Source organism: Methylophaga sp. OBS1 (genome assembly GCF_026319365.1).
On the sequence record NZ_JAPDMS010000004.1, the window covers coordinates 316046 to 338130 of the forward strand.

The window sequence follows — 22085 nt, forward strand, 5'->3', positions numbered from 1 at the left end:
GCAATGGCTTTTTTTTATGCTTTTCATGACCTTGCCTTAATCACACCGCCTCGGGTGTCGTTTTTTTAGCTGCGACAAACGTAAATTTCTTGGATTTTTCTTTTTTCTTGTCGTAAAAAATCATGAGGCGAATAAGAAAAGGAGGTCATGGTGGATAATCTCTGGTTGCTCTTATCGGCATTCCTGGTTTTTACGATGCAGGCCGGCTTTCTGTGTTTGGAAAGTGGTCTGGTCAGAAGTAAAAACAGTATCAATGTCGCGGCCAAGAATATCACTGACTTTACCCTGGCCAGTGCCATATTCTGGCTACTTGGCTTTGGCATTATGTTCGGCCATTCTGCTGTAGGATGGTTCGGCACCAGTGATTTTGCCTTTGGTGGTGACAGTTCGGCTGGTGTCATTACCTTTTTTATTTTCCAGATGATGTTCTGCGGAACAGCAGCAACATTAGTCTCCGGTGCCGTTGCCGAGCGAACCAGTTACATTGGTTATGTGTTTATTACCATTGTTATTTCACTGTTTATTTACCCCGTTATCGGTCACTGGGCGTGGTCGGGCATTCTGTCTGGGCAAGCCACAGGCTGGCTGGAGAAACTGGGTTTTATTGATTTCGCCGGTTCCACTATCGTTCACTCTGTCGGTGGCTGGGTCGCGCTGGCAGCAATTATGATTATCGGTCCCAGAATCGGCCGTTATGATCTGTCCGAACGTCGTATTCCGGGCAGCAACCTGCCATTAGCGGTTCTGGGTGGGCTGCTGATATGGTTCGGCTGGTTTGGTTTCAACGGTGGCAGCACACTGGTCTGGGATAATACGGTGCCCGGGATCATCCTCAATACCCTCCTCGCAGCTGTTTGGGGTGGGATCGCCACCACACTGATCAAATACCTCTCTGACGGCTATATTGATGTATTGATGATCATTAATGGCGCACTGGGTGGCCTGGTATCAATCACCGCGAACTGTCATGTTGTTACCCCGCTGGAGGCAATGTTGATAGGCGTCATCGGTGGTGCCATCGTGTTTTATGGTGATCGCCTGATGGATCGGAAAAAGCTTGATGACGCGATCGGGGTTGTACCGGTTCATCTGTTTGCCGGTATCTGGGGCACACTGGCTGTCGCCTTGTTCGGCAGTACTGAAAAAATTGGCAATGGTTTAACCTTGTCAGAACAGCTGATGGTGCAGGGACTGGGCGTTATCAGTATTGGTCTCTACAGTTTTTGTGTTGCTTATTTTCTGTTCAAAATCATCAACCGCTTTTATTCTTTTCGGGTTGATTCTCAGTCAGAACTCATTGGCCTCAATGTCGCCGAGCACAGAGTCAGCACCGAGGTATTTGACCTGCTGGCTGCGATGCAGAATCAGCAAAAACAATCTGACTTTTCATCGCGCGTTCCTGAAGAACCTTTTACCGAAGTCGGACAAATTGCGCAGCAATATAATCGCGTTATTGACAAGGTGAACCAGGAAATTGATCAACGGGATCAGGCCTTTAATGCCTTCAAACAAAGCGAGTTTCGTAAGGGCGCTATTCTTCAGGCTGCAATGGACTGCATAGTCACCATCAATGCCCGGGGTAAAGTCATTGAGTTCAATCCGGCTGCTGAACAGTGTTTTGGCATGTCGCGTAAGTCAGTATTGGGCGAAAACTTCTTCAACCTGTTTATCTCAACCGACTCCCGGACAGCAGCTTTAAGCAGTTTGTCACAGGGTTTTGTTGCCGGGGATGGCTTAGTCTTAAAACGGCAGAATATTACTGAGCTCGCGCGCAGCGATGGTGAGGAATTTCCGGCCGAAGTTGTTATCACGCAAACAACGGACAGCAATCATCCACAAGTTGAGTACACACTGCACATCCGGGACATCACAAAACAAATTAAACTGCAAAATCGTCTCAAACAACTGGCTTACAACGATCCTCTGACCGGTTTGTATAACCGCACCTACTTCCTTAACAATCTCAAGCAGCGGATTGAATACCACCGTCAGGTGGCTGGGTCAGTGGTTCTGATGTTTCTGGATCTCGATCAATTCAAAAAAATTAATGATAACCTCGGGCATCAGGCCGGTGATGATCTTCTCTGTGAAGTAGCAAAACGGCTGTCCGCCGTCACCAGAGAGCTGGATCTGGTTGGTCGTTGGGGCGGTGACGAGTTTGTTGTTGTTTTATCTGGTGAGATAAACCAGCAGGATGCTGAAAACAAAGCGATTCAGATTCTTGAAGCCATGCAGATGCCGGTACATCTGAGTCAAGAGACACTGATAGTCAGAACCAGCATCGGGATTGCCATTTCAGAACATGGAAAGATTAACTCTGAACAACTCATGCAGCAGGCAGATATTGCGATGTACCGCGCGAAGCAGGCAGGACGAAATACTTATCGCATTTATCTCGAAGAAATGAGTGAAAAGAACAAGCAACAGTTTGAGCTGGAAAATGCACTTCCTGAAGCGATTAAACAAGATCAACTGCTATTGCATTACCAGCCCAAAGTCTCAATTGAAACCAATGAAGTAGTGGGCTTCGAGGCATTGATTCGCTGGCAGCATCCAGAATACGGGTTAATCATGCCCGGCGATTTTATTCATCTTATCGATGGCTCGAACCTGATTATTGAACTGGATGAATGGGTTATCACAACCGTAATAAAACAGTTGGCCTCATGGCGAGAAAGTGGTTCTCCACTGTTACCGGTAGCCATTAATGTCTCCGGCCAGCACCTGCATACCAAAACGCTGTCGACATTGATCTCAGACCAGCTGCAACAATATGAGCTTAATGCAGAGCTATTGGAGATCGAAATTACGGAAGGCGTGCTCACCGGCAATACCGATGAGAGTATTGCGGCGATGAAGGCCCTCAAAAGAACAGGTATCAGACTGTCAATTGATGACTTCGGAACCGGCTATTCCTCATTGAGCTACTTGAAAAAATTTCCGGTTGATATTCTGAAAATTGATCAGGCCTTCATTCGCGAATGTCAGAGTAATCGCGAAGATGCTGCAATCTGTAAAGCCATCATCACACTGGGGAAAAGTCTTGGTCTGATCATCATCGCCGAGGGCGTTGAGACCGAGGAGCAGCTAAGCTTTTTGAAGCTTAACCATTGTGATATTTACCAGGGATATTATTACAGTCGTCCGATACCGGTCGACAATATTGCCGCGCTCCTGGAACAAAGACTTCCAGCGTGATTACTCACCCTGTTTGGCCTCCAGCGTTTCCCAGCGTTCATAAGCAGCTGCCAGTTCTGTTTCCAGTGCCGCAACCTGCTGCTGGACCTCAGTGATCCTGGCCGCGTCCTGCTGGTAAAAACCGGGATCGGACATCTGGTCGTTAAAAGCCTGTTGTCTGGCTTCCAGTTCTTCAATTTTGGCCGGCAGCGCTTTCAGATCCAGTTGCTCCTGATAGGTCAGCTTGGATTTCTTTTTCTGTGCGACGGGTTGTTCCGCCTGCTTTGTTTTGGCCGGTGCAGCCGTCGATTTTTGTTTCTGCGTCTGTTGCCACTGGCGCTGCCAGTCCTCATAGCCACCAACGTATTCGCGCAGGCCGCCATCTGGATCAAAAACGATACTGCTGGTGACGACATTATTCAGGAAAGCCCGGTCATGGCTGACCAGCAGCAGCGTGCCACTGTAATTCAGCAGTAAATCTTCCAGCAATTCCAGGGTTTCGGCATCAAGATCGTTGGTCGGTTCGTCCATCACCAGCAAATTCGCTGGCTGGGTGAATAATTTCGCCAGCAGCAGACGGTTACGTTCGCCGCCTGATAGAGCTTTAACCGGCGTTCTTGCCCGCTCAGGTGTGAACAGGAAGTCCTGCAGATAACCGATAATATGCTTACGGCTGCCGTTGATATCGACGTGGTCGCTGCCCTGCCCGACGTTCTGCACCACGCTCTCCTCTTCATCAAGCTGGCTGCGCAGTTGATCAAAAAAAGCAATCTCCAGATTGGTCCCCAGTTTCACCTCACCTTTTTCCGGCGTCTGGCGTTTCAGCAGTATCGACAACAGTGTGCTTTTACCACAGCCATTGGGACCGATAATCCCGATGCGGTCGCCGCGTTGAATGACCGTGCTGAAATCAGCAAACAGCATTTTGCCATCGTAGCTCTGACCAATATGTTCCGCCTCAATCACCAGCTTGCCACTACGCTCGGCTTCCTGTAGCTGCATGCTGACACTGCCCTGACGCTCACGTCGCTGACTGCGTTCCTGACGCATTTTCTCCAGTGCCCTGACCCGGCCCTCATTGCGGGTGCGCCGGGCTTTAATGCCCTGCCGGATCCAGACTTCTTCCTGAGCCAGTTTCTTGTCGAACTGGGCATTTTGTTCGGCTTCAGCCGCCAGCATCTCTTCACGTTTTCTCAGGTAATTGTGATAGTCACCGGGAAAGCTGGCCAGCTGGCCCCGATCCAGTTGCACAATCCGGGTTGCCAGCGCCTGCAGGAATGTTCGATCGTGAGTAATGAACAGCAGGGTACCGCCATAGTTTTTCAGAAACCCTTCCAGCCAGGTAATCGACTCAATATCCAGGTGGTTGGTGGGCTCATCCAGCAGCAGAATATCCGGTTGTTTTACCAGCGCCTGTGCCAGCAGAACACGACGCTTTTTCCCGCCCGACAGGCTGTCAAAATCGGCATCCGGATCCAGCGACAAGCGTGAAATCACCGTCTCTACCCGCTGTTCCAATGACCAGCCATCAGCTGCTTCCAGTTTGTGCTGGGCCTTCTCCAGTTTGTTTAATAAGGCCTCACTGCTATCAGTCTGCAGCTCGTGCAGAAGATGGTGATACTCGACCAGCAGCGGTGTGACTTCCCCCAGCCCCGTGGCGACCACATCAAATACACTGCCGTGGGTGCCTATCGGAACTTCCTGTTCCAGCCGGGCAATTTTGATCGACTGACCACCGACAATTTCACCGCTGTCAGCTTTAATTTCACCCGCGATAAGCTTCATCAGGGTGGATTTCCCGGCCCCGTTACGGCCGACCAGACAGACCCGTTCCCCGCGATCGAGCTGAAAGTCGACCTTGTCCAGAAGATTGGGACCGCCATAGCTGACGGTGACTTGTTTTAATGACAAAAGTGCCAAAGTCTATTCCTCATCGGCTTCAGCCGATTCCAGTTGTTCGCTGGCTTGCAGCCAGTCAGTTTCGGTTTGTTCCAGGGCCGCTTTGAGATCCGCCTGTTGCGCCAGCAGCGTTTTTAACTTGTCTTTGCCGGCCTCGGAGTAGAGCGAGTTATCGGCCAGCTGCGTTTCCAGTTGGGTCAGAGAGTGAGTCAGTTTCTCCATCTCTTTTTCCGCAGATTTCAGCTTGTTTCGGATCGGCTGCAATTTCTGTCGGCGCGCAGCGGCCGCCTGACGATCCTGTTTTTTATTGGATGGCCCTTGTTCCGTCGGCTTTTTCTCCTGCCGCTCCTGCTCTTGCAGCCACTGACGATAATCATCCAAATCGCCATCAAAGGGTCGGGCCTGGCCGCCAGCCACCAGCAACAGGTCATCCGTCACTGTACGCAGAAGATGCCGGTCATGCGAGACGACCACCAGAGCACCTTCAAATTCCTGCAGCGCCACTGTCAGCGCCAGTCGCATCTCCAGGTCAAGGTGGTTGGTGGGCTCATCCAGCAGCAGCAAGGCGGGTTTTTGATAGACCAGAATAGCCAGTACCAGACGCGCTTTTTCACCACCGGAGAACGGCGCCACTTTTTCCAGCGCCTTGTCACCATGAAAACCGAAACCACCCAGAAAGTCGCGCAGCTCCTGCTCACTGGCACGTGGATCCAGCCGCTGCAAATGTCGCAGTGGACTGTCTTCCGGACGAAGTTGTTCCAGTTGATGCTGGGCAAAGTAACCTATGCGGATATCTTTGGCTTCACGGCGTTTACCTGCCAGTGGCGTCAGCACCCCGGCGATCAATTTTATTAGCGTCGATTTGCCCGCGCCGTTGGGGCCCAGTAAGCCCAGTCTGTCGCCCGGAGCCAGACTCAATTCAATATGCTCCAGCAGCGGCGTGTCATGATAGCCTACGGCCGCTTTGTCGAGGCTCAACAGCGGTGTCGTCAACCGCGTGGGGGGCAGAAAGTTGAAATGAAACGGCGAGTCCACATGCGCTGGCGCTATCAGTTCCATTCGTTCCAGCGCTTTGACCCGGCTCTGCGCCTGGCGGGCTTTGGTTGCTTTAGCTTTGAACCGGGTCACGAAACTGCGCATATGCGCGATTTCCCGCTGTTGTTTCTGATAGGCAGATTGCTGATTGGCAAGATGCTCGGCGCGGGCCAGTTCGAAATCGGAATAATTGCCGGTGTAGAGCTTGATCCGCTCCAACTCGATATGGGCAACATGGGTGACGACCCGATCCAGGAAGTCGCGATCATGGGAAATCACCAACAGGGTGCCGGGATAGGCGCGTAACCAGTCTTCCAGCCAGTAGACCGCTTCCAGGTCCAGATGGTTGGTGGGTTCATCGAGTAGTAACAGATCCGATCGGCACATCAGCGCTTGCGCCAGGTTCAACCGCATGCGCCAGCCACCGGAAAAAGCGGTCACCGGCCAGTTTTCCTGACCGTTTTTAAAACCCAGCCCATGCATCAGCTTGCCGGCTCGGCTTTCAGCGGCATAGCCGTCGATACTCAGCAGTTTGTCATGCAGCTCGCTCTGACGGTGTCCATCGCCGGCTTCTTCCGCCACGGCGAGTTGTTGACGCAGGCGAGTCAGCTCGCTGTCGCCTTGCAGCACATAGTCAATCGCTGGCGTGTCGACTGCCGGTGTCTCCTGCGCCACATGTGCGATGACCCAGCTTTCGGGCAACGACACTTCGCCGCTGTCGGCGTGAAGCTCGTCGCGTAACATCGCAAACAGGCTGGATTTGCCGGTCCCGTTGGCACCGGTCAGACCGATACGCTGTCCCGGATGAATAATCAGGTTGGCGGCTTCAAACAGCAACTTGCTGCCGCGACGCAGGGAAACCTGGCTGAATTTAATCATGCCACTGCTCCCGGCTGGCCGAACAAGGGCGCAATGGCACCGTTACCGTCCCAGACGCGTGTTTCAGATGAAGAATGTAATCCACTGCTATTTATCATGGCGCGCATTGTACCAAGCGCGCGTGACTGGGATCAGGATTTTGCTGCTTCAGGCTGCTCGGGGAGTTGCCAATCCACTGGTGTGAGTCCGTGGTCCCGCAGGTATTGATTCGCCTGACTGAAGTGACCACAACCGAGAAAGCCGCGATGTGCCGATAAAGGTGATGGGTGTGGCGCTTTGAGCACCAGATGACGGCTGCTATCGATCATGCTGCCTTTACGCTGGGCGTAACTGCCCCATAGCATAAAGACCACATTACGGCGCTGTTCATTAATGATTTCAATCACTTTATCAGTGAATTGTTCCCAGCCTTTGCCCTGATGCGCATTAGCTCTGGAATCCTCCACGGTCAGTACTGCATTGAGCAACAGCACGCCCTGCCTGGCCCAGCTTTCCAGATAGCCATGACTGACCGGGCGAATCCCCAAATCATTCTCCAATTCCTTGTAAATATTCATCAGTGAGGGCGGGATTTTTATTCCGGGTTGCACCGAAAAACACAGTCCATGCGCTTGCCCCGGCTGATGATAGGGATCCTGCCCCAGAATAACCACTTTGACGGCATCCAGCGGCGTCGCCTCAAGGGCATGGAACCAGTTGGATGAATGCGGATAGATAACTTTTTGCTTGTCTTTTTCGCCGCGCAGAAACTCTTTCAATGCCCGCATATAAGGCGCATCAAATTCTTTTTGCAGCGGGGCCTGCCAACTGGGCGCACTCTCCAGAACCATTTTATTTCCTCAATTTAACCCGTCCCAGATGATAACGAATTGCGCTTTTTTTTGCTGCCTGTCCGGCAAGCCGGGAAAACCACCCTGATAAAAGCGGGAGTGAGTCAGATATGAGACTGAATAGATGGCTGCTAATCTCCTTGTGTTATTAGATAGGAGGACACACCTGTGAGTCGGTCACGCTTAACCCCAATGTTATTGATAATGCTATTGCTGATAGCAGCCTGCAGTGAAGATGATTTTGACTTAACCAGCGACAGCACCGTCAATAATCCAAGTAATAAGGAAGAAATACCTCAGTGGCTGGAGTCGCATCATGAAGTCAATCCCGCCGACTGGCTGATTATCCGAAGTCACGCTGCACTCGCTGGCGAAGTCACCAGTCAGTCTCACCGGGTCAACCTGCTCAACGAGGCCTCAGACCACTTCCGCGAGAGCCCGCGGATGATTGCCAATCGTGCAGTGCAATTGGAGGACATGCTGCTGGAAATCGGCATTGAAGAGAGCGCGGTCAGCCTGATTGATAATTTCACGCACCTCCCGACTGAAGGTACTCCACATAATTTTTCGGCCTACTGCCAGTATTATTTTAATATCCGCGCCAAGGGCTATCCGCAAGGCTATGCATTGACAGAATTATCCAAGCTCAAATAAAAAAACACGGTGCCCTCTGTGCGGGAAAGGAGAGGATCAAGGGCACCGTGTCTGAACTCAACGACGTTTTACTTGCCGTGTTTTTCCCTCATTTTTTGCAGCTTAGCTTCCATTAACTGCTGCTGCTCTGCTGTCAGCAGGTTGTAAACTTGATGATGGAAACGGGCCCGTTCCATCGCTGACTGTTTTTTCATTGCCATCGACTCATCAACCAGTTTTTCCAGTTCAGCTTCATTGAGGTTGTCGGCACGGGTCAGCGCATAAATGGCTTTTTTGTTGTCCCAATAGGCTTGCTTATTCGCTTTGCGGTCAGCATGGCGTTTTTCCATCAACGCCTTGATTTGGGATTTCTGCGTCTCATTCAAATCGATATCCCTAAGGTAAAACGGCACGTCACCGGCTTTTTTGTGTTTCATGTGGTATTTGTGACCATCGCATTGTTTTTTGTCATGGTCACCGGCATGGGCGACTGAAACCAGTGGCAGCAGGCATAAAGCGATTAGCAGTTTTTTCATATTCAATCTCCGTTTAAAAATAAAAGCGCCCTTAGCGGACGTGTGCAGAACACGCCGCCAGTATCATGCAGATAGAGGTAAAGAAACGTTAGAGGGAGGTAAAAATAAGTAAAGATGCGTCCTGCAGTCTGGTTGCTGCCCCACTGAATCGCTATGATTGGCACATTATCAAAAAGAGAGTGTTCAGTGGCCTCTGTACTTATAATTGACGACGATGTGGAGCTGGCAGAACTGTTTGAAGATTACCTGCAGCAGGAACAGTTTTCAGTTGAAACCCGTTTCAATGGTCATGACGGACTGACAGCAGCCTTATCAGGTCGTTTTGAGCTTATCATCCTGGACATGATGTTGCCCGATATCAAAGGCACTGAGGTGCTGCGGCAAATCCGTCAGCAGAGTCTGATTCCAGTGTTGATGTTCACCGCCAAGGGAGATGATATCGACCGTATCATCGGCCTTGAATCCGGTGCCGATGATTACGTGCCTAAACCCTGCACGCCCAGAGAACTGGTCGCGCGGATTCGTGCCATCCTGCGTCGCACTGAACAGTCAAACAGACAGGAACAACTCCAGCTCAGTATTGGCCCGCTGACCATTTTATCTGAGAGTCGTCAGGCATATTGGTTAAATAACGTACTGGATTTAACCAGCACCGAGTTCAATCTGCTGGAAGTGCTGGCACGTGAAGCGGGTCATGTCGTCAGTAAACAGGCCCTGTCTCAGCAAGCGCTGGGGCGTCCGCTGGCACGCTTTGACCGTAGCATTGATGTCCATATGAGCAGTATCCGTCAAAAACTGGGCCAGCATGCTGACGGCCACTACCTGATTCAAACTATCCGTGGGCAAGGCTATCAATTGATCAAGGAATGAGTATGGGCCGTTTGTTCTGGAAGTTCTTTTTCTCGTTTTGGTTGACACTGCTGGCTGCAGCGATCAGTACCGGCAGTTTTGTCTGGCTCAAGCACGCCACTGATGACGATCCCTTATCACGTGAAGAGCGTCTGATTGACTTCCGTGGCATTCCCTACGTTCAGGTTGCCGCCGATATTGGCCGCAGTCAGGGCGTCAACGCCCTCGCGAGCTTTTTGAAACAAACGCAACAGGACGGGCTGATACCATTGCTGGCGGTCAACATCGACAATGAGGACTTGCTGGGCCGACCAATTGATATGTCTGCGCTATCTCAGGCCAGACAGTTGCTTGCCAAAGGCAAAGATCGCATTATTGACCAGGTCCGGCTCGATGGTGAGAACTGGCTGCTCTACGCCCCTTTGGCAGAACCTGAAAAAGCGCCCGGACCACTGTTCAAGAAAAGCTGGGTGCTGAAACATCTCCCCTTACTCCTGATTATCAGCTCTGCTGTCATTGCCAGTCTGCTGTTCAGTGCCTTACTGGCCTGGTATTTCACCCGCCCTATCAGTTCACTTAAACGGGCATTTCAATCTGTCGCCGACGGTAACCTCGATACCCGTGTGGGAGCGGGTATGAAAAACCGTCGTGATGAATTGGCAGAATTGGGCCAGAATTTTGATTTCATGACTTCACAAATCAGTAGTCTGGTGAACGGCCAGCGTCAGTTGTTGCATGATGTCTCTCACGAACTCCGCTCACCGTTAGCACGAATGCAAGCTGCTATCGGCATTGCTCAGCAACAACCGGAAAAAGTCACCACTACGCTCAGCCGCCTGGAAAAGGAAGCGCAGAGAATGAGTGAGTTAGTGGGTGAACTGTTACTTTTGTCGAGAATGGAGACCGGTGTTATTCAGAACCAGCCGACAGAGATCGATATCCATCTTCTGCTCGATGAAATTATCGCCGATGCCCGTTTTGAAGCTGAAGCCAAATCCGTACAGATACGCTATCAACACAACGGTCCTGCCAATTTGCACGGTCAACAGGAACTGTTACACCGGGCCATCGAAAATGTGCTTCGGAACGCCATCAAATTCAGTGATGCCGGTGGCCATATCAGTGTGATTGCCGGTCTGGCTGGCAGTAGTAATAAACATTTCGAGATCACGATTGAAGACGAAGGTCCGGGCGTCAATGACACAGATTTGGATAAGCTGTTCCGACCGTTTTTCCGTGGAGATCCTCAACGGCGTGATGGCATCGGGCTGGGACTGACAATTGCCCAGCGTGCCGTGGCTGCGCATGGGGGGCAGATAGAAGCTGAAAACCGGCCAGAGGGTGGCCTGCGTTTATGTATCAAACTGCCGCTATGAACACTGGTTTACTGACCTTCAGCGAGGCTGAATAAAAAAACTCAAAAAAATACTTGAAAAGCTAAATACAAATCATTATTATTTATAACCGATGGAGCGAAGATGCCTTGCCAGGCTCGCGCATTGACTCTCCCTCTCTCTTAAATCTGAAAACCGAGTTTTGCCGGCCTCCTCCAGGCCGGCTTTTTTTTCAGAGATTCCCCCTCACTGCTGAATTTTTGTACAAGTTTGCTTACAATGTCGCCCTGTCGAAGCTGAACTGTTGTAGCGAACATGCCTGACAAACTTGATAAAAGCGACTCTCAGTGGCGAGAACAGCTAACTGAAGAACAGTATTTCGTGACCCGCCAAGCCGGAACCGAACCGCCTTTTTCCGGCGCTTATGTCGACAAGCAGGACGACGGCACTTACCGTTGCGTCTGTTGCCATCAGCCACTGTTTAACTCCGAAACCAAATTCGATTCCGGTTGTGGCTGGCCCAGTTTTTATGCCCAGGTCGATGTGGATGCCGTGACTCATCATGCCGATTACAGTCATGGAATGGATCGTACCGAGGTAAGATGTCAGCACTGCGATGCCCACCTCGGGCATGTATTTGACGACGGACCGGCGCCGACCGGCCTGCGTTACTGTATTAATTCGGTAGCACTCGATTTTGATGCAGATTGAACTTGCCCTGTCGGCCGCTTTTGGCGAGTCTGTTGAATGACAGACGTCACTCAGGTCCAGGACTGGTTCGTCTACATCATTGAAGCAGATAACGGCAAACTCTATACCGGTATTACAACGGATCTGAACAGACGCTTCGCTCAGCACCAGACGCTGAATGGCGGTGCTAGATTTTTTCATACCAGCCCGCCACGCAAACTGGTTTATCAGGAAAAACACCCCGATCGCAGTAGTGCATCCAAACGCGAAGCCGCAATAAAAAAACTCAGCAGACAAGCCAAAATCGCCCTTATTCGCGGCCACTAAGTCTGTGTATAATGGCGGGTTTTTCACGTCGCCCGTCGACTTTCCTAACGACAGGATTTCTCTCTTGCTAAGCACAGCTAACCTCACCATGCAATTCGGGGCCAAGCCCCTGTTCGAAAACGTCTCGGTCAAGTTCGGAGACGGCAACCGCTACGGCCTTATCGGCGCCAATGGCTGCGGTAAGTCCACCTTCATGAAAATTCTGGCTGGCGATCAGGAACCGACCTCCGGTAATGTCAGCTGGGATCCGAATGAATCCTTCGCCGTATTGAAACAGGATCAGTTCGCTTATGAGGATCAGCGGGTCATCGATGTGGTGATCATGGGCGATAAAGCGCTGTGGGAAGTGCATCATGAGCGCGATCGTATCTATAGTTTGCCGGAGATGAGTGAGGAAGACGGTATCAAGGTCGCTGAACTCGAAGGCCAGTACGCCGAACTCGACGGTTACACCGCCGAAGCCCGCGCCGGCGAATTATTGCTGGGTGTGGGGATTCCGGTGGAACAGCATTACGGGCCTATGAGTGAAATCGCACCGGGCTGGAAGCTGCGTATTCTGCTGGCGCAGGTACTGTTTGCCGATCCCGATATTCTGTTGCTCGACGAACCGACCAACCACCTGGATATCAACACCATCCGCTGGCTGGAAGATATTCTCAATCAGCGAAACAGCACCATGGTCATCATTTCGCATGACCGCCACTTTCTTAACAGTGTCTGCACCCATATGGCGGATATGGATTATGGCGAGTTGCGTGTTTATCCCGGTAACTATGATGATTACATGATTGCTTCCACTCAGGCCCGCGAACGCCTGCAGGCGGATAATGCCAAGAAAAAAGCGCAGATTAAGGAATTGCAGGAGTTTGTCTCGCGTTTTTCGGCCAATGCTTCCAAGGCCAAACAAGCGACTTCGCGTCAGAAGCAGATTGAAAAAATCCAGCTTGATGACATTAAACCGTCGAGCCGCGTTAACCCCTATATTCGTTTTACTCAGGACAAAAAACTGTTTCGTAACGCGCTGGAAGTCAGCAAAGTCAGTCAGTTCTTCGACGGTGACAAACCGTTGTTTGATAATTTCAGCTTTATCACCGAAGTAGGCGAGCGCATTGCGATTATCGGCCCCAACGGGATAGGTAAATCCACCCTGGTCAAAACCCTGGTCGGTGATATGCCGCCTAAAAGCGGTGAAGTGAAATGGTCGGAAAACGCCAATATCGGTTACTACGCCCAGGACCACGACCATCTGTTTAAAAACGACATGAACCTGTATGACTGGATGGCACAGTGGGCCGGTCCCGAGGACGATGAACAGGTAATCCGCGGTACGCTGGGGCGTCTACTGTTTTCAGGACATATGATCGATAAAAAAGTGAATGTCCTATCCGGTGGTGAAAAAGGCCGCATGCTGCTGGGCAAGCTGATTCTGCAACGTCCCAACATCCTGGTCATGGACGAACCTACCAACCATATGGATATGGAATCGATCGAATCACTGAATATGGCGCTGGAGCAGTTCGATGGCACGCTGTTCTTCGTCAGTCATGACCGTGAATTCGTCTCCTCACTCGCAACCCGCATTTTTGATATGGAAGCCGAAGGTCTGACTGACTTCCATGGCAGCTATGATGAGTACTTGCAAAGCCTGGGCATTGGTTAGGTTCTGAATTTCTGCTAAGCGCCAGTCAGGCCTCAACTTTTGTCATTTTTTCATGCTACTGTATTGCCATCATTCAATCTGAGGACAACGGCATGAAACAGTGGCATAAGCATATTATGAAAAAATGGACCCTCCTGATGACCAGTCTGGGCATGCTGTTTTTTGCCAGCCCGGCACTGACACTGGCAGCTTCCGCTACAGAGATAGATATCGGCGTCAGCGAAACCCTGAAAGAATTCAAAGTTGAGGTTCCCGGTGGCGAGCAGTTTTTGGAACGCGCCACAGGGGTGCTTGTGTTCCCCAAAATCATCAAAGCCGGTTTTGGTATTGGTGGCGAATATGGTGAAGGCGCTTTGATGATTAATGGTGAAACCGTGTCTTATTACAGCACCGCCGCCGCTTCCATTGGCCTGCAACTGGGCGCGCAGAGCAAATCGCTGGTGATTGTCTTTCTGGAACAGGAGGCACTGAACTACTTCCGCAACAGTAAAGGCTGGAAAGCCGGCGTGGATGGCTCAGTTGCAGTCGTGGAGTGGGGCACCGGAGAAGATATCAACACCATTGATATCGAGGATCCTATCGTCGGCTTTATGTTCAGTAACAAGGGGCTGATGTTCAACCTGACGCTGGAAGGCGCCAAATTCAGCAGAATCAACAAATAAATGTCAGAACAGCACTCGAATTATCCCCCCAAGACCTGCGACATCGACCGACTGGTAACTCATCAACGGCTGGTCGATGTCGCACTCGCCGGGCGGAAAACCCAGCAACGCCGCAATGGCGTGTATGCTTATCCCGGTGAAACCTTTTTTCTCGGTTCAGCAAAGTTTGTAATTACCGGACTGGAAAGACAGTCTCTGGGTGACATGACGGAAAGCGATGCCAAAGCGGAAGGCTTTCCCGATCTGAGTACTTACCAACAACTGATCATCAGTATGCATGCCGGTATGGACTGGAATGACGCCCACCAGGTCTGGGTGCATAGCTTCGAGAAACAGAGCAATTAATCCAGCGCCTCGGCACTCATCGCTTCACAGCGGGATAAATCAAAACCACCCTCTGACGAGATTTTCGATTGCAAATCCCGAAGCGCAGTCCGCAATCCCTCTTCCACTACTGGATGATAAATCGGCATCGCCAGTATTTCGGTCACGGTCATTTTCTGCTGAATAGCGAGTGCCAGTAGATGTGCCAGATGGCCGGCATCAGGGGCGGCCATTTCGGCTCCGAGCAGCCTGCCAGTCTGTCTGTCTGCATAGACTTTAAGGTAACCGCTGTTGTTCCGCGCGGCTCTGGCCCGGCCCTGCTTTGAGAAATCGACTTTACCTGACACATAATCCTGCTTTTCCAACTCTCCGGCAGGCTGGCCGACGACCGCCACTTCCGGCTCGCAGAACACCACACTGAGAGGGATACGACGGCAATACGAAGAGACCGATTCAGCCATCGCATTGTGACCGGCAATACGGCCATCATCTGCGGCTTCATGTAATAGCATGGTATCGGCCCGCACATCGCCGGCTATAAAAACCGGCTGGTCTTCAAGCTGCAAGGTATGCGGATCGACATGGGGAAGCCCCTGCTCATCAAGCTCAATATCGAGGTTTTCAAGGCCAATATTATCGATATTGGGTTTGCGCCCAATCGCGACGATGACCTGTTCAAATTCATCGCTGAAATCACCGGCTTTGACTTTGACGCCATTTGGAGACTGTTCCAGTTCCGCATCTTCGCCCAGCTTAAGCTTGAATTCTTTGTTCAGGCTCTCGTGAAGCGCATTGTTAACCTGTTTATCACTCAGCCCTGCCAACATCTTGTCAGACCCAAAGCCCGTGATTTCAACACCGAGGCGGCTCAGGGCCTGGGCGATTTCGAGGCCGATGGCACCGAGTCCTATCACCGCAATCCGCTTGGCAAAACCATTTTGATCAAACAGATTATCACTGGTCAGAATATGCTCATGAAAAGCCTGCCAGCTGTCAGGCACCACCGGTCGTGAACCGGTGGCGATGATAATCTTTTTGCAGTCAATGATTTCACCACCGGCTTTCACCCGATTAGGCCCCAGCAGGCGGGCCTTTTGTTTCAATAGTTGCTGATTGAATCGCTCAGTGGCTTCCAGCGTACTGTCAACAAAGAAATCCCTGAGCTTTTGAACCCGCTGCATCACCGCGGGCATATCCACTGCCAGCTTATCGGCATGCTGAATGCCAAACTCTGCAAAGCTGAGCCTGCGATGATAAGCCTTGGCGGCCTCAATCAGCAGCTTGGAGGGCATACAGCCGACCCGGGCACAGGTCGTGCCCAGCGGCCCCGGGTCAACAAGCAAAAAATCCTCAGTCTGCTTACTGACCTCTCTGGCGGCAGCCAGGCCGGCCGTGCCCGCACCAATAATGACTACGTCGGTACGCATCCCTTACCCCGCCTCTTGGCTCAGCTTTCGATACGGAAACCGACCTTGATGGTGACCTGCCAGAACTGGACATCGCCGTTTTCAATCGAGCCGCGGGTTTCAACCACCTCAAACCAGTCCATGTGTTTGACGGTTTCGCCCGCTTTTCTGACAGCGCTACGGATCGCTTGATCGGTGCTCTCAGGCGAGCTGCCGGTGAGTTCAATGATTTTATAAATATGATCAGTCATGAGTACTCTCCTTATTTTTGCGCAGGTAAATAAACCAGTAGACCAGGCCGACGAACAAACCGCCGCCCAGCATATTGCCTACAGTTACAGGCAGCAGGTTGTGCCATAAAAATCCTGTTATGGTGAGATTATCGATATCGACCGGCATCAGCGACTGCAGCATGTGGGGCTCCAGACTGGCGAGCAGACCGGCCGGGATAAAATACATATTAGCAACCGAATGCTCGAAGCCCAGCGCCACAAAGGCAGTAATGGGAAACAAAATCGCCAGCACCTTATCCACTACGGTCCTGCCCGCATAACATAACCATAAGGCCAGGCAAACCAGCACATTACATAAAATGCCGCGAAACAGCGCCTCCAGCCAGCTCAGGTTGACCTTGCTGTTGGCAATCGCAATTGCCTTGGCGCCGACGGCACCATCAGCCAGTTGCCAGTGACCGCTGAAATAAATCATCAACAGCATGCCCATGGCACCGACAAAGTTACCCAGATAGACAATCAGCCAGTTTTTTAGCAGCTGGCCCAGTGTCACCTTGCCGTCGACAAAAGCCATGACAATCAGGTTATTACCAGTGAACAGTTCAGCCCCGGCAACTACTACCAGGATCAATCCAAGGCAGAACACCAGGCCGCCCATCAACCGTAACAGGCCACCGGCGATGCTGCCAGGATCATAGGTCACCACGGTGAAAAATGCTGCACCCAGAGCGATAAACGCACCGGCCAGCACCGCCAGAGCAAACACCTGCAAGGGGTCCCCCGTCGCCTTGGTGACGCCAAGCTGTTGTACACGGGCTGCAATCTGCTGTGGCGTGTAGGCATCCACTGAAAACTGATCCATCGGTGTCTCCTTTACCTCACTCAAGTTCATCATAAAGCCTGTGCAGTGCCGCTTGCCAGTTCGTCAATAAACAAATGTTTTTTCTGTCTTTTATTCAGTCAGCATCGTATAATGTCGGGTTTTACACCCCGCTTATCAGTTTTGCGTTCAAAACTGACCATCACAGGTTTATTCATGTCCACAGAACATCGTGAAACGATGCCCTCATTCAGTGAGTTAGGTATTGCCCCGGCTATTCTCAAAGCGATTCAGGAAGCCGGTTATGAAACCCCTTCCCCGATTCAGGCACAAAGCATTCCGCCATTACTGGAAGGCCGGGATCTGCTTGGGCAGGCGCAAACTGGTACCGGTAAGACCGCGGCCTTCTCACTGCCGCTGCTAAGCCGTCTTGACGGCAAACAGCAGGCGCCGCAACTACTGGTTCTGACACCAACCCGTGAACTCGCCATCCAGGTCGCAGAAGCCATTCAGGGCTATGGTCGCCATATCAAAAACTTCCATGTGCTGCCGATTTACGGTGGCCAGAGCATGGGCCTGCAACTGCGTGCGCTGCAGCGTAATCCACAGGTAATTGTGGGCACACCGGGCCGTATTCTGGATCACATCCGCCGCGGCAAACTGCAGCTCGACGCACTGCGTTCCTTGGTACTGGATGAAGCCGATGAGATGTTGCGCATGGGCTTTATTGATGACGTTGAAACCATCCTGCAGGAAACCCCGCAGGAACGTCAGGTTGCGCTGTTTTCAGCGACCATGCCCAAGCCGATTCACCGGGTCGCTCAACGTTATCTGCAAAATCCGGTTGAGGTACATATCAAGGCCAAAACCTCAACCGTCGATACCATTAACCAACGCTACTGGCAGGTGACGGGGCTGCATAAGCTGGATGCCCTCACACGGATCCTGGAAGTCGAAGATTTCGATGGCATGATTATCTTCGTACGCACCAAGAACGCGACCGTGGATCTGGCTGAAAAGCTGGAAGCACGGGGTTACGCGGCAGCGGCGATCAATGGTGACATGAATCAGGCGCTGCGCGAAAAGACCATCGAAAAAATGAAAGCCGGCCAAATCGATATCCTGGTCGCCACCGATGTCGCGGCACGCGGTCTTGATATTGAACGCATGAGTCATGTGGTCAACTACGATATTCCCTACGATACCGAATCCTATGTGCATCGTATCGGTCGCACCGGCCGTGCCGGTCGTAAAGGCGAAGCGATCCTGTTCGTTGCTCCCAGAGAAAAGCGCATGCTGGGTGCCATCGAGAGAGCCACCAAGCAGACCATTGCCCGCATGCAACTGCCAAGCAGCGAAGATATCGCTGATCGTCGTGTGATGGCCTTTAAACAGCTCTTGACCGAAACTATCGAATCACAGGATCTGGGCTTTTTTGAAACCCTGATTGCCCAGTATCAGGAAGAGCATAATGCTGACCCACTGGAACTGGCTGGCGCCCTCGCCTTCCTGGTTCAGAAGCAACGGCCGCTGAATCCGGTGTCGCACACCAGCGAACGCAAAGCGCCCCGCGACAAGGCTGACAATGGCGAGCGACCTAGGCGCGGTGATAAACCCGCACGTGAACCGAGAGAGCGGACTCGCCACCAGACCGAAGCCGGCATGATTACCTACCGGGTGGAAGTCGGCAGCGAGCATAAGGTCGAACCTAAACATCTGGTGGGTGCGATTGCCAATGAGGCTGGTCTCGACAGCCAGTTCATCGGCCGCATTTCGATTATGGACGATCACAGCTTTATCGATCTGCCGGAAGGCATGCCTAAAGACATCTTCCAGCACTTGCGTAAGATCTGGGTCAATCAGCATCAACTGCAAATCAGTCTGGCTGAAAACGACGGTGAGAAACGGCCTGCTTCGCCCGGTTCACGCAAAATGCCAAGGAAAAACGGCCCGCGCAAAGCGGCCAAGGGCGGCAAAGCGCCTCAGGGTCGTCAGAAGCGCCGATAAGTTTTTTTAAACAGGCCGGAGAGCGCAATACTCTCCGGCTTCCTTCCTGCAAACCGGCATGCCACAATAAGCCGCATGCTGAATATCATCTGGATCGCCTTTTTTCTGATCGCCTTTGCGGTGGCACTGTTCAAGCTTATCGTGCTTGGCGATCAGATGGTGTTCTCCCAGTTGATGGAGGCCATGTTCGAACTGGCCAAAACCGCCTTTGAAATCTCCCTTGGGCTGACCGGTATTCTTGCTCTATGGCTGGGTATTATGAAAATCGGTGAGCGCAGTGGCTTTGTTGATTTGCTTACGCGTGGCCTGACCCCGCTGTTCCAGCGACTGATGCCGGACATCCCCAAAAACCATCCCGCCCTGGGTTCGATGGTCATGAATATCTCTGCCAATGCATTAGGCCTTGATAATGCTGCCACGCCGCTGGGCATTAAAGCCATGAAAGAGTTGCAGGAATTGAACCCGTTCAAGGACACGGCGAGCAATGCCCAGATTCTGTTTCTGGTGATTAATACCTCCGCGGTCACGCTGTTTCCGGTCACTATCTTCACTTACCGGGCCCAGATGGGCGCCGCCAATCCCACTGATGTGTTTATTCCCATCCTGCTCGCGACCTACATGTCGACTTTGGTAGGTCTGTTAACCGTTGCCTGGGTACAGAAAATCAACCTGCTCGACCGCGTCGTGCTTAGCTACCTGGGCGGTTTTACTCTGTTGGTCGTGGGCCTGCTTAGCTACTTTGCCAGCCTGTCACAGGAAACCATGCTGAGTCAGTCGGCGCTGATCAGTAATGTGATTCTGTTCTCTCTTGTCGTGATCTTTATCAGTGCCGCTGCACTGAAAAAAGTGAATGCTTACGAAGCTTTTATCGATGGTGCCAAGGAAGGCTTTGAAACGGCGGTCAGAATTATTCCTTATCTGGTGGCTATGCTGGTTGCAATCGGCGTGTTCCGTGCCAGTGGTGCACTTGAGCTCATCTTTGACGGTCTTCGTAGCCTGGTTCTGAGCCTGGGGCTGGATGACCGCTTCATCGATGCGATGCCAACGGCATTAATGAAACCGTTCAGCGGCAGTGGTGCTCGCGCGATGATGGTCGATACCATGCAGGCGTATGGTGCCGACTCTTTTGCTGGCCGCCTGTCTTCCATCGTACAGGGCAGCACAGAAACCACCTTTTACGTGTTGGCCGTGTATTTCGGCGCCGTCGGTATCAGAAACATCCGTCATGCGGTCGGCTGTGGCCTCGCCGCTGACTTTGCCGGTATTATCGCCGCGATTAGTGTCGCCTACTGGTTCTTCGGCTGATTGATATTATCCGCTGATTTCGCACATGATCGCTGATTAATAAAAAGTCAGTAGCCTAATGCAGGCGGCATGATTTATATGGTCTGTTGGCCTGATCTTCCGCTGTTGCTTACTCGCATTAATCTGTGAACATCCCTGTCATCTGCGGATAGAGAGTCACTCTGGGAAATAAAAAATATCCTCTTTAATCAGAGAAATATGCTATTTTTAGCACCCCGTTCAAACTCCTGCGCCTCGCCTGTTGCTGAGATTTCATGAGCCTCAAAACGGTATAACGTTTGTATGGAGATCCCATGATTGAAAGCGCTCATCCAGCCCCTTGAATCTACCTATGATCTGATAGCCGATGCACTGGCAGACAGAGGCTACTGCATTCTGCCGCAATTATTGCCGCCAGAACTGAATATCGCCCTGCATCGTCGCGTGGCAAGACTGGACGATGCGGATTTCCAGCGCGCCGGTATCGGCCGTGATCTCGATTTTCAGTTAGACAACAGCGTTCGCCAGGATCAGACCCGCTGGCTGACTGCAGATAACCCCACAGATCGCGCTTATATCGACCAGATGGCTGATTTCAGGCTGGCGATCAACCGCCGCCTGTTTATGGGGCTGTTTGATTATGAATCGCATTATGCGCACTACCCGCCCGGCGCTTTTTACAAAAAACATCTGGATGCCTTTAAAGGACAATCCAATCGCGTACTGACTACTGTGCTGTATCTGAATCCGGAATGGCAGGCTGATGACGGCGGTCAGTTGCTGATTTATGCGCCGGATTCTGAAACCGTCATTGAAACGGTGAATCCCAACTTCGGTACATTTGTGATTTTCCTGAGTGAGCAATTTCCTCACGAAGTGGTCAAATCTCTGCGTGACCGTTACAGTATTGCGGGTTGGTTTCGATTACAGGATCCGCTGCAAGCCCCGGCGATATGAGTACTGATTTTACTATTCACCAGCTCGGTCATCCGCTGCTCAGGCAGAAAGCCGAGCTAGTTGAAAGCATTGAAGATCCGGCATTTCAGCAACAGCTCGATGCCCTGTTGGCTTTTGTCATCGACAAAGGTGGCATGGGCATTGCGGCGCCGCAGGTCGGTATCAGCCAACGTTTTTTTATTCTGTCTTCTCATCCCAACGACCGTTATCCCTATGCGCCCGATGTACCGCCGTTTGCCGTGATTAACCCGGAGATTCTGGCACATTCAGATACCACCAGTAAGGATTGGGAAGGTTGCCTGAGCCTGCCCGGCATCCGCGGTCTGGTACCACGCTATAACTGGATTGATATGAGCTATCAGACTCGTGACGGCAACACGGTGAAAACCCGCTATCATGACTTTATGGCGCGGGTATTCCAACACGAACTGGATCATATCAACGGCTATGTTTTTATCGATCGGGTTGAATCCACCCTCGAGCTGATGATGGAACAGGAATGGCAACATCAGATCGCCAGTCAGCGTAGCCAGCAAACTTAAA

General features: G+C 51.7%; 20 protein-coding genes. 13 read left to right on the forward strand and 7 right to left on the reverse strand.

The window, feature by feature from the left end; genetic code table 11:
* Nucleotides 1-147: 147 nt before the first annotated feature.
* Nucleotides 148-3198 carry an ammonium transporter gene (amt, locus tag OMQ46_RS12990; RefSeq protein ID WP_266237460.1) on the forward strand — a complete coding sequence of 1017 codons (3051 nt, stop codon included), beginning with the start codon at nucleotides 148-150 and terminating at the stop codon, nucleotides 3196-3198.
* Here amt and OMQ46_RS12995 read toward each other — a convergent pair whose 3' ends face one another.
* The 3 genes from OMQ46_RS12995 to ung all read right to left on the reverse strand — a co-directional run bounded on the left by OMQ46_RS12995 (nucleotide 3199) and on the right by ung (nucleotide 7820).
* Nucleotides 3199-5097 (reverse strand): ATP-binding cassette domain-containing protein, encoded by a 1899-nt coding sequence (locus OMQ46_RS12995; RefSeq protein ID WP_266237463.1) that lies wholly within the window; start codon nucleotides 5095-5097, stop codon nucleotides 3199-3201. It lies immediately after the preceding gene.
* A gap of 3 nt (nucleotides 5098-5100) precedes the next feature.
* Nucleotides 5101-6990 (reverse strand): ATP-binding cassette domain-containing protein, encoded by a 1890-nt coding sequence (locus OMQ46_RS13000; protein ID WP_266237465.1) that lies wholly within the window; start codon nucleotides 6988-6990, stop codon nucleotides 5101-5103.
* A 131-nt stretch (nucleotides 6991-7121) separates the two neighbouring features.
* Nucleotides 7122-7820, reverse strand: a complete 699-nt coding sequence (gene ung / locus OMQ46_RS13005; protein ID WP_266237467.1) for a uracil-DNA glycosylase — start codon at nucleotides 7818-7820, stop codon at nucleotides 7122-7124.
* Nucleotides 7821-8024: 204 nt separating this feature from the next.
* Here ung and OMQ46_RS13010 point away from each other — a divergent pair, with 204 nt between their 5' ends.
* Nucleotides 8025-8474 carry a hypothetical protein gene (locus OMQ46_RS13010; RefSeq protein WP_266237468.1) on the forward strand — a complete coding sequence of 150 codons (450 nt, stop codon included), beginning with the start codon at nucleotides 8025-8027 and terminating at the stop codon, nucleotides 8472-8474.
* A gap of 68 nt (nucleotides 8475-8542) precedes the next feature.
* Here the strand turns inward: OMQ46_RS13010 and OMQ46_RS13015 are convergent, their stop codons facing one another.
* Entirely contained in the window at nucleotides 8543-8989 is a 447-nt protein-coding gene (locus OMQ46_RS13015) for a Spy/CpxP family protein refolding chaperone (protein WP_266237470.1), read from the reverse strand.
* Between the two features lie 186 nt (nucleotides 8990-9175).
* Here OMQ46_RS13015 and OMQ46_RS13020 point away from each other — a divergent pair, with 186 nt between their 5' ends.
* The 7 genes from OMQ46_RS13020 (at nucleotide 9176) to OMQ46_RS13050 (ending at nucleotide 14856) form a co-directional block, all read left to right on the forward strand.
* Nucleotides 9176-9859, forward strand: coding sequence for a response regulator transcription factor (locus OMQ46_RS13020; RefSeq protein ID WP_266237472.1), 684 nt, complete (start codon nucleotides 9176-9178; stop codon nucleotides 9857-9859).
* 2 nt (nucleotides 9860-9861) lie between these two features.
* On the forward strand, nucleotides 9862-11214 hold the full coding sequence (locus tag OMQ46_RS13025; protein WP_266237474.1) for an ATP-binding protein: 1353 nt from the start codon (nucleotides 9862-9864) through the stop codon (nucleotides 11212-11214).
* Nucleotides 11215-11487: 273 nt separating this feature from the next.
* Complete coding sequence (msrB, locus tag OMQ46_RS13030) at nucleotides 11488-11883, forward strand: peptide-methionine (R)-S-oxide reductase MsrB (protein WP_266237477.1); 396 nt, start codon at nucleotides 11488-11490, stop codon at nucleotides 11881-11883.
* Between the two features lie 36 nt (nucleotides 11884-11919).
* On the forward strand, nucleotides 11920-12189 hold the full coding sequence (locus tag OMQ46_RS13035; RefSeq protein ID WP_266237478.1) for a GIY-YIG nuclease family protein: 270 nt from the start codon (nucleotides 11920-11922) through the stop codon (nucleotides 12187-12189).
* Between the two features lie 64 nt (nucleotides 12190-12253).
* Nucleotides 12254-13849, forward strand: coding sequence for an ABC-F family ATPase (locus OMQ46_RS13040; protein WP_266237481.1), 1596 nt, complete (start codon nucleotides 12254-12256; stop codon nucleotides 13847-13849).
* A 92-nt stretch (nucleotides 13850-13941) separates the two neighbouring features.
* The gene (locus OMQ46_RS13045) at nucleotides 13942-14511 is read left to right on the forward strand and encodes a YSC84-related protein (protein ID WP_266237482.1); all 570 of its coding nucleotides are present in this window, start codon (nucleotides 13942-13944) and stop codon (nucleotides 14509-14511) included.
* On the forward strand, nucleotides 14512-14856 hold the full coding sequence (locus OMQ46_RS13050) for an ASCH domain-containing protein (RefSeq protein ID WP_266237484.1): 345 nt from the start codon (nucleotides 14512-14514) through the stop codon (nucleotides 14854-14856).
* Here OMQ46_RS13050 and OMQ46_RS13055 read toward each other — a convergent pair.
* From OMQ46_RS13055 to OMQ46_RS13065, 3 genes are read right to left on the reverse strand one after another with little or no spacing between them, the layout of a single operon-like run.
* Nucleotides 14853-16262: a dihydrolipoyl dehydrogenase gene (locus tag OMQ46_RS13055; RefSeq protein WP_266237486.1), complete on the reverse strand. Its 1410-nt coding sequence runs from the start codon at nucleotides 16260-16262 to the stop codon at nucleotides 14853-14855. The genes OMQ46_RS13050 and OMQ46_RS13055 overlap by 4 nt on opposite strands.
* Nucleotides 16263-16282: 20 nt before the next feature.
* The gene (locus tag OMQ46_RS13060) at nucleotides 16283-16492 is read right to left on the reverse strand and encodes a dodecin (RefSeq protein ID WP_266237487.1); all 210 of its coding nucleotides are present in this window, start codon (nucleotides 16490-16492) and stop codon (nucleotides 16283-16285) included.
* Nucleotides 16485-17336, reverse strand: a complete 852-nt coding sequence (locus tag OMQ46_RS13065; RefSeq protein ID WP_266237488.1) for a formate/nitrite transporter family protein — start codon at nucleotides 17334-17336, stop codon at nucleotides 16485-16487. The genes OMQ46_RS13060 and OMQ46_RS13065 overlap by 8 nt, the downstream gene beginning before the upstream one ends.
* 174 nt (nucleotides 17337-17510) lie before the next feature.
* Here OMQ46_RS13065 and OMQ46_RS13070 point away from each other — a divergent pair, with 174 nt between their 5' ends.
* From OMQ46_RS13070 to def, 4 genes are all read left to right on the forward strand, one after another.
* Nucleotides 17511-19301, forward strand: a complete 1791-nt coding sequence (locus OMQ46_RS13070) for a DEAD/DEAH box helicase (protein WP_266237489.1) — start codon at nucleotides 17511-17513, stop codon at nucleotides 19299-19301.
* Nucleotides 19302-19376: 75 nt separating this feature from the next.
* Nucleotides 19377-20606, forward strand: a complete 1230-nt coding sequence (locus OMQ46_RS13075) for a nucleoside recognition domain-containing protein (RefSeq protein WP_266237490.1) — start codon at nucleotides 19377-19379, stop codon at nucleotides 20604-20606.
* 297 nt (nucleotides 20607-20903) lie between these two features.
* Nucleotides 20904-21542, forward strand: a complete 639-nt coding sequence (locus OMQ46_RS13080) for a 2OG-Fe(II) oxygenase (RefSeq protein ID WP_266237491.1) — start codon at nucleotides 20904-20906, stop codon at nucleotides 21540-21542.
* Nucleotides 21539-22084: a peptide deformylase gene (gene def, locus OMQ46_RS13085; protein WP_266237494.1), complete on the forward strand. Its 546-nt coding sequence runs from the start codon at nucleotides 21539-21541 to the stop codon at nucleotides 22082-22084. The genes OMQ46_RS13080 and def overlap by 4 nt, the downstream gene beginning before the upstream one ends.
* Nucleotide 22085: the final 1 nt, after the last annotated feature.

Bases quoted from the DNA above. Each gene is read 5' to 3' on its own strand.
- amt (WP_266237460.1), top strand. From the start codon at position 148: ATGGTGGATAATCTCTGGTTGCTCTTATCGGCATTCCTGGTTTTTACG.
- OMQ46_RS13000 (WP_266237465.1), bottom strand. From the start codon at position 6,990: ATGATTAAATTCAGCCAGGTTTCCCTGCGTCGCGGCAGCAAGTTGCTG.
- ung (WP_266237467.1), bottom strand. From the start codon at position 7,820: ATGGTTCTGGAGAGTGCGCCCAGTTGGCAGGCCCCGCTGCAAAAAGAA.
- OMQ46_RS13010 (WP_266237468.1), top strand. From the start codon at position 8,025: ATGCTATTGCTGATAGCAGCCTGCAGTGAAGATGATTTTGACTTAACC.
- OMQ46_RS13015 (WP_266237470.1), bottom strand. From the start codon at position 8,989: ATGAAAAAACTGCTAATCGCTTTATGCCTGCTGCCACTGGTTTCAGTC.
- OMQ46_RS13025 (WP_266237474.1), top strand. From the start codon at position 9,862: ATGGGCCGTTTGTTCTGGAAGTTCTTTTTCTCGTTTTGGTTGACACTG.
- msrB (WP_266237477.1), top strand. From the start codon at position 11,488: ATGCCTGACAAACTTGATAAAAGCGACTCTCAGTGGCGAGAACAGCTA.
- OMQ46_RS13035 (WP_266237478.1), top strand. From the start codon at position 11,920: ATGACAGACGTCACTCAGGTCCAGGACTGGTTCGTCTACATCATTGAA.
- OMQ46_RS13045 (WP_266237482.1), top strand. From the start codon at position 13,942: ATGAAACAGTGGCATAAGCATATTATGAAAAAATGGACCCTCCTGATG.
- OMQ46_RS13050 (WP_266237484.1), top strand. From the start codon at position 14,512: ATGTCAGAACAGCACTCGAATTATCCCCCCAAGACCTGCGACATCGAC.
- OMQ46_RS13055 (WP_266237486.1), bottom strand. From the start codon at position 16,262: ATGCGTACCGACGTAGTCATTATTGGTGCGGGCACGGCCGGCCTGGCT.
- OMQ46_RS13060 (WP_266237487.1), bottom strand. From the start codon at position 16,492: ATGACTGATCATATTTATAAAATCATTGAACTCACCGGCAGCTCGCCT.
- OMQ46_RS13065 (WP_266237488.1), bottom strand. From the start codon at position 17,336: ATGGATCAGTTTTCAGTGGATGCCTACACGCCACAGCAGATTGCAGCC.
- OMQ46_RS13070 (WP_266237489.1), top strand. From the start codon at position 17,511: ATGTCCACAGAACATCGTGAAACGATGCCCTCATTCAGTGAGTTAGGT.
- OMQ46_RS13075 (WP_266237490.1), top strand. From the start codon at position 19,377: ATGCTGAATATCATCTGGATCGCCTTTTTTCTGATCGCCTTTGCGGTG.
- def (WP_266237494.1), top strand. From the start codon at position 21,539: ATGAGTACTGATTTTACTATTCACCAGCTCGGTCATCCGCTGCTCAGG.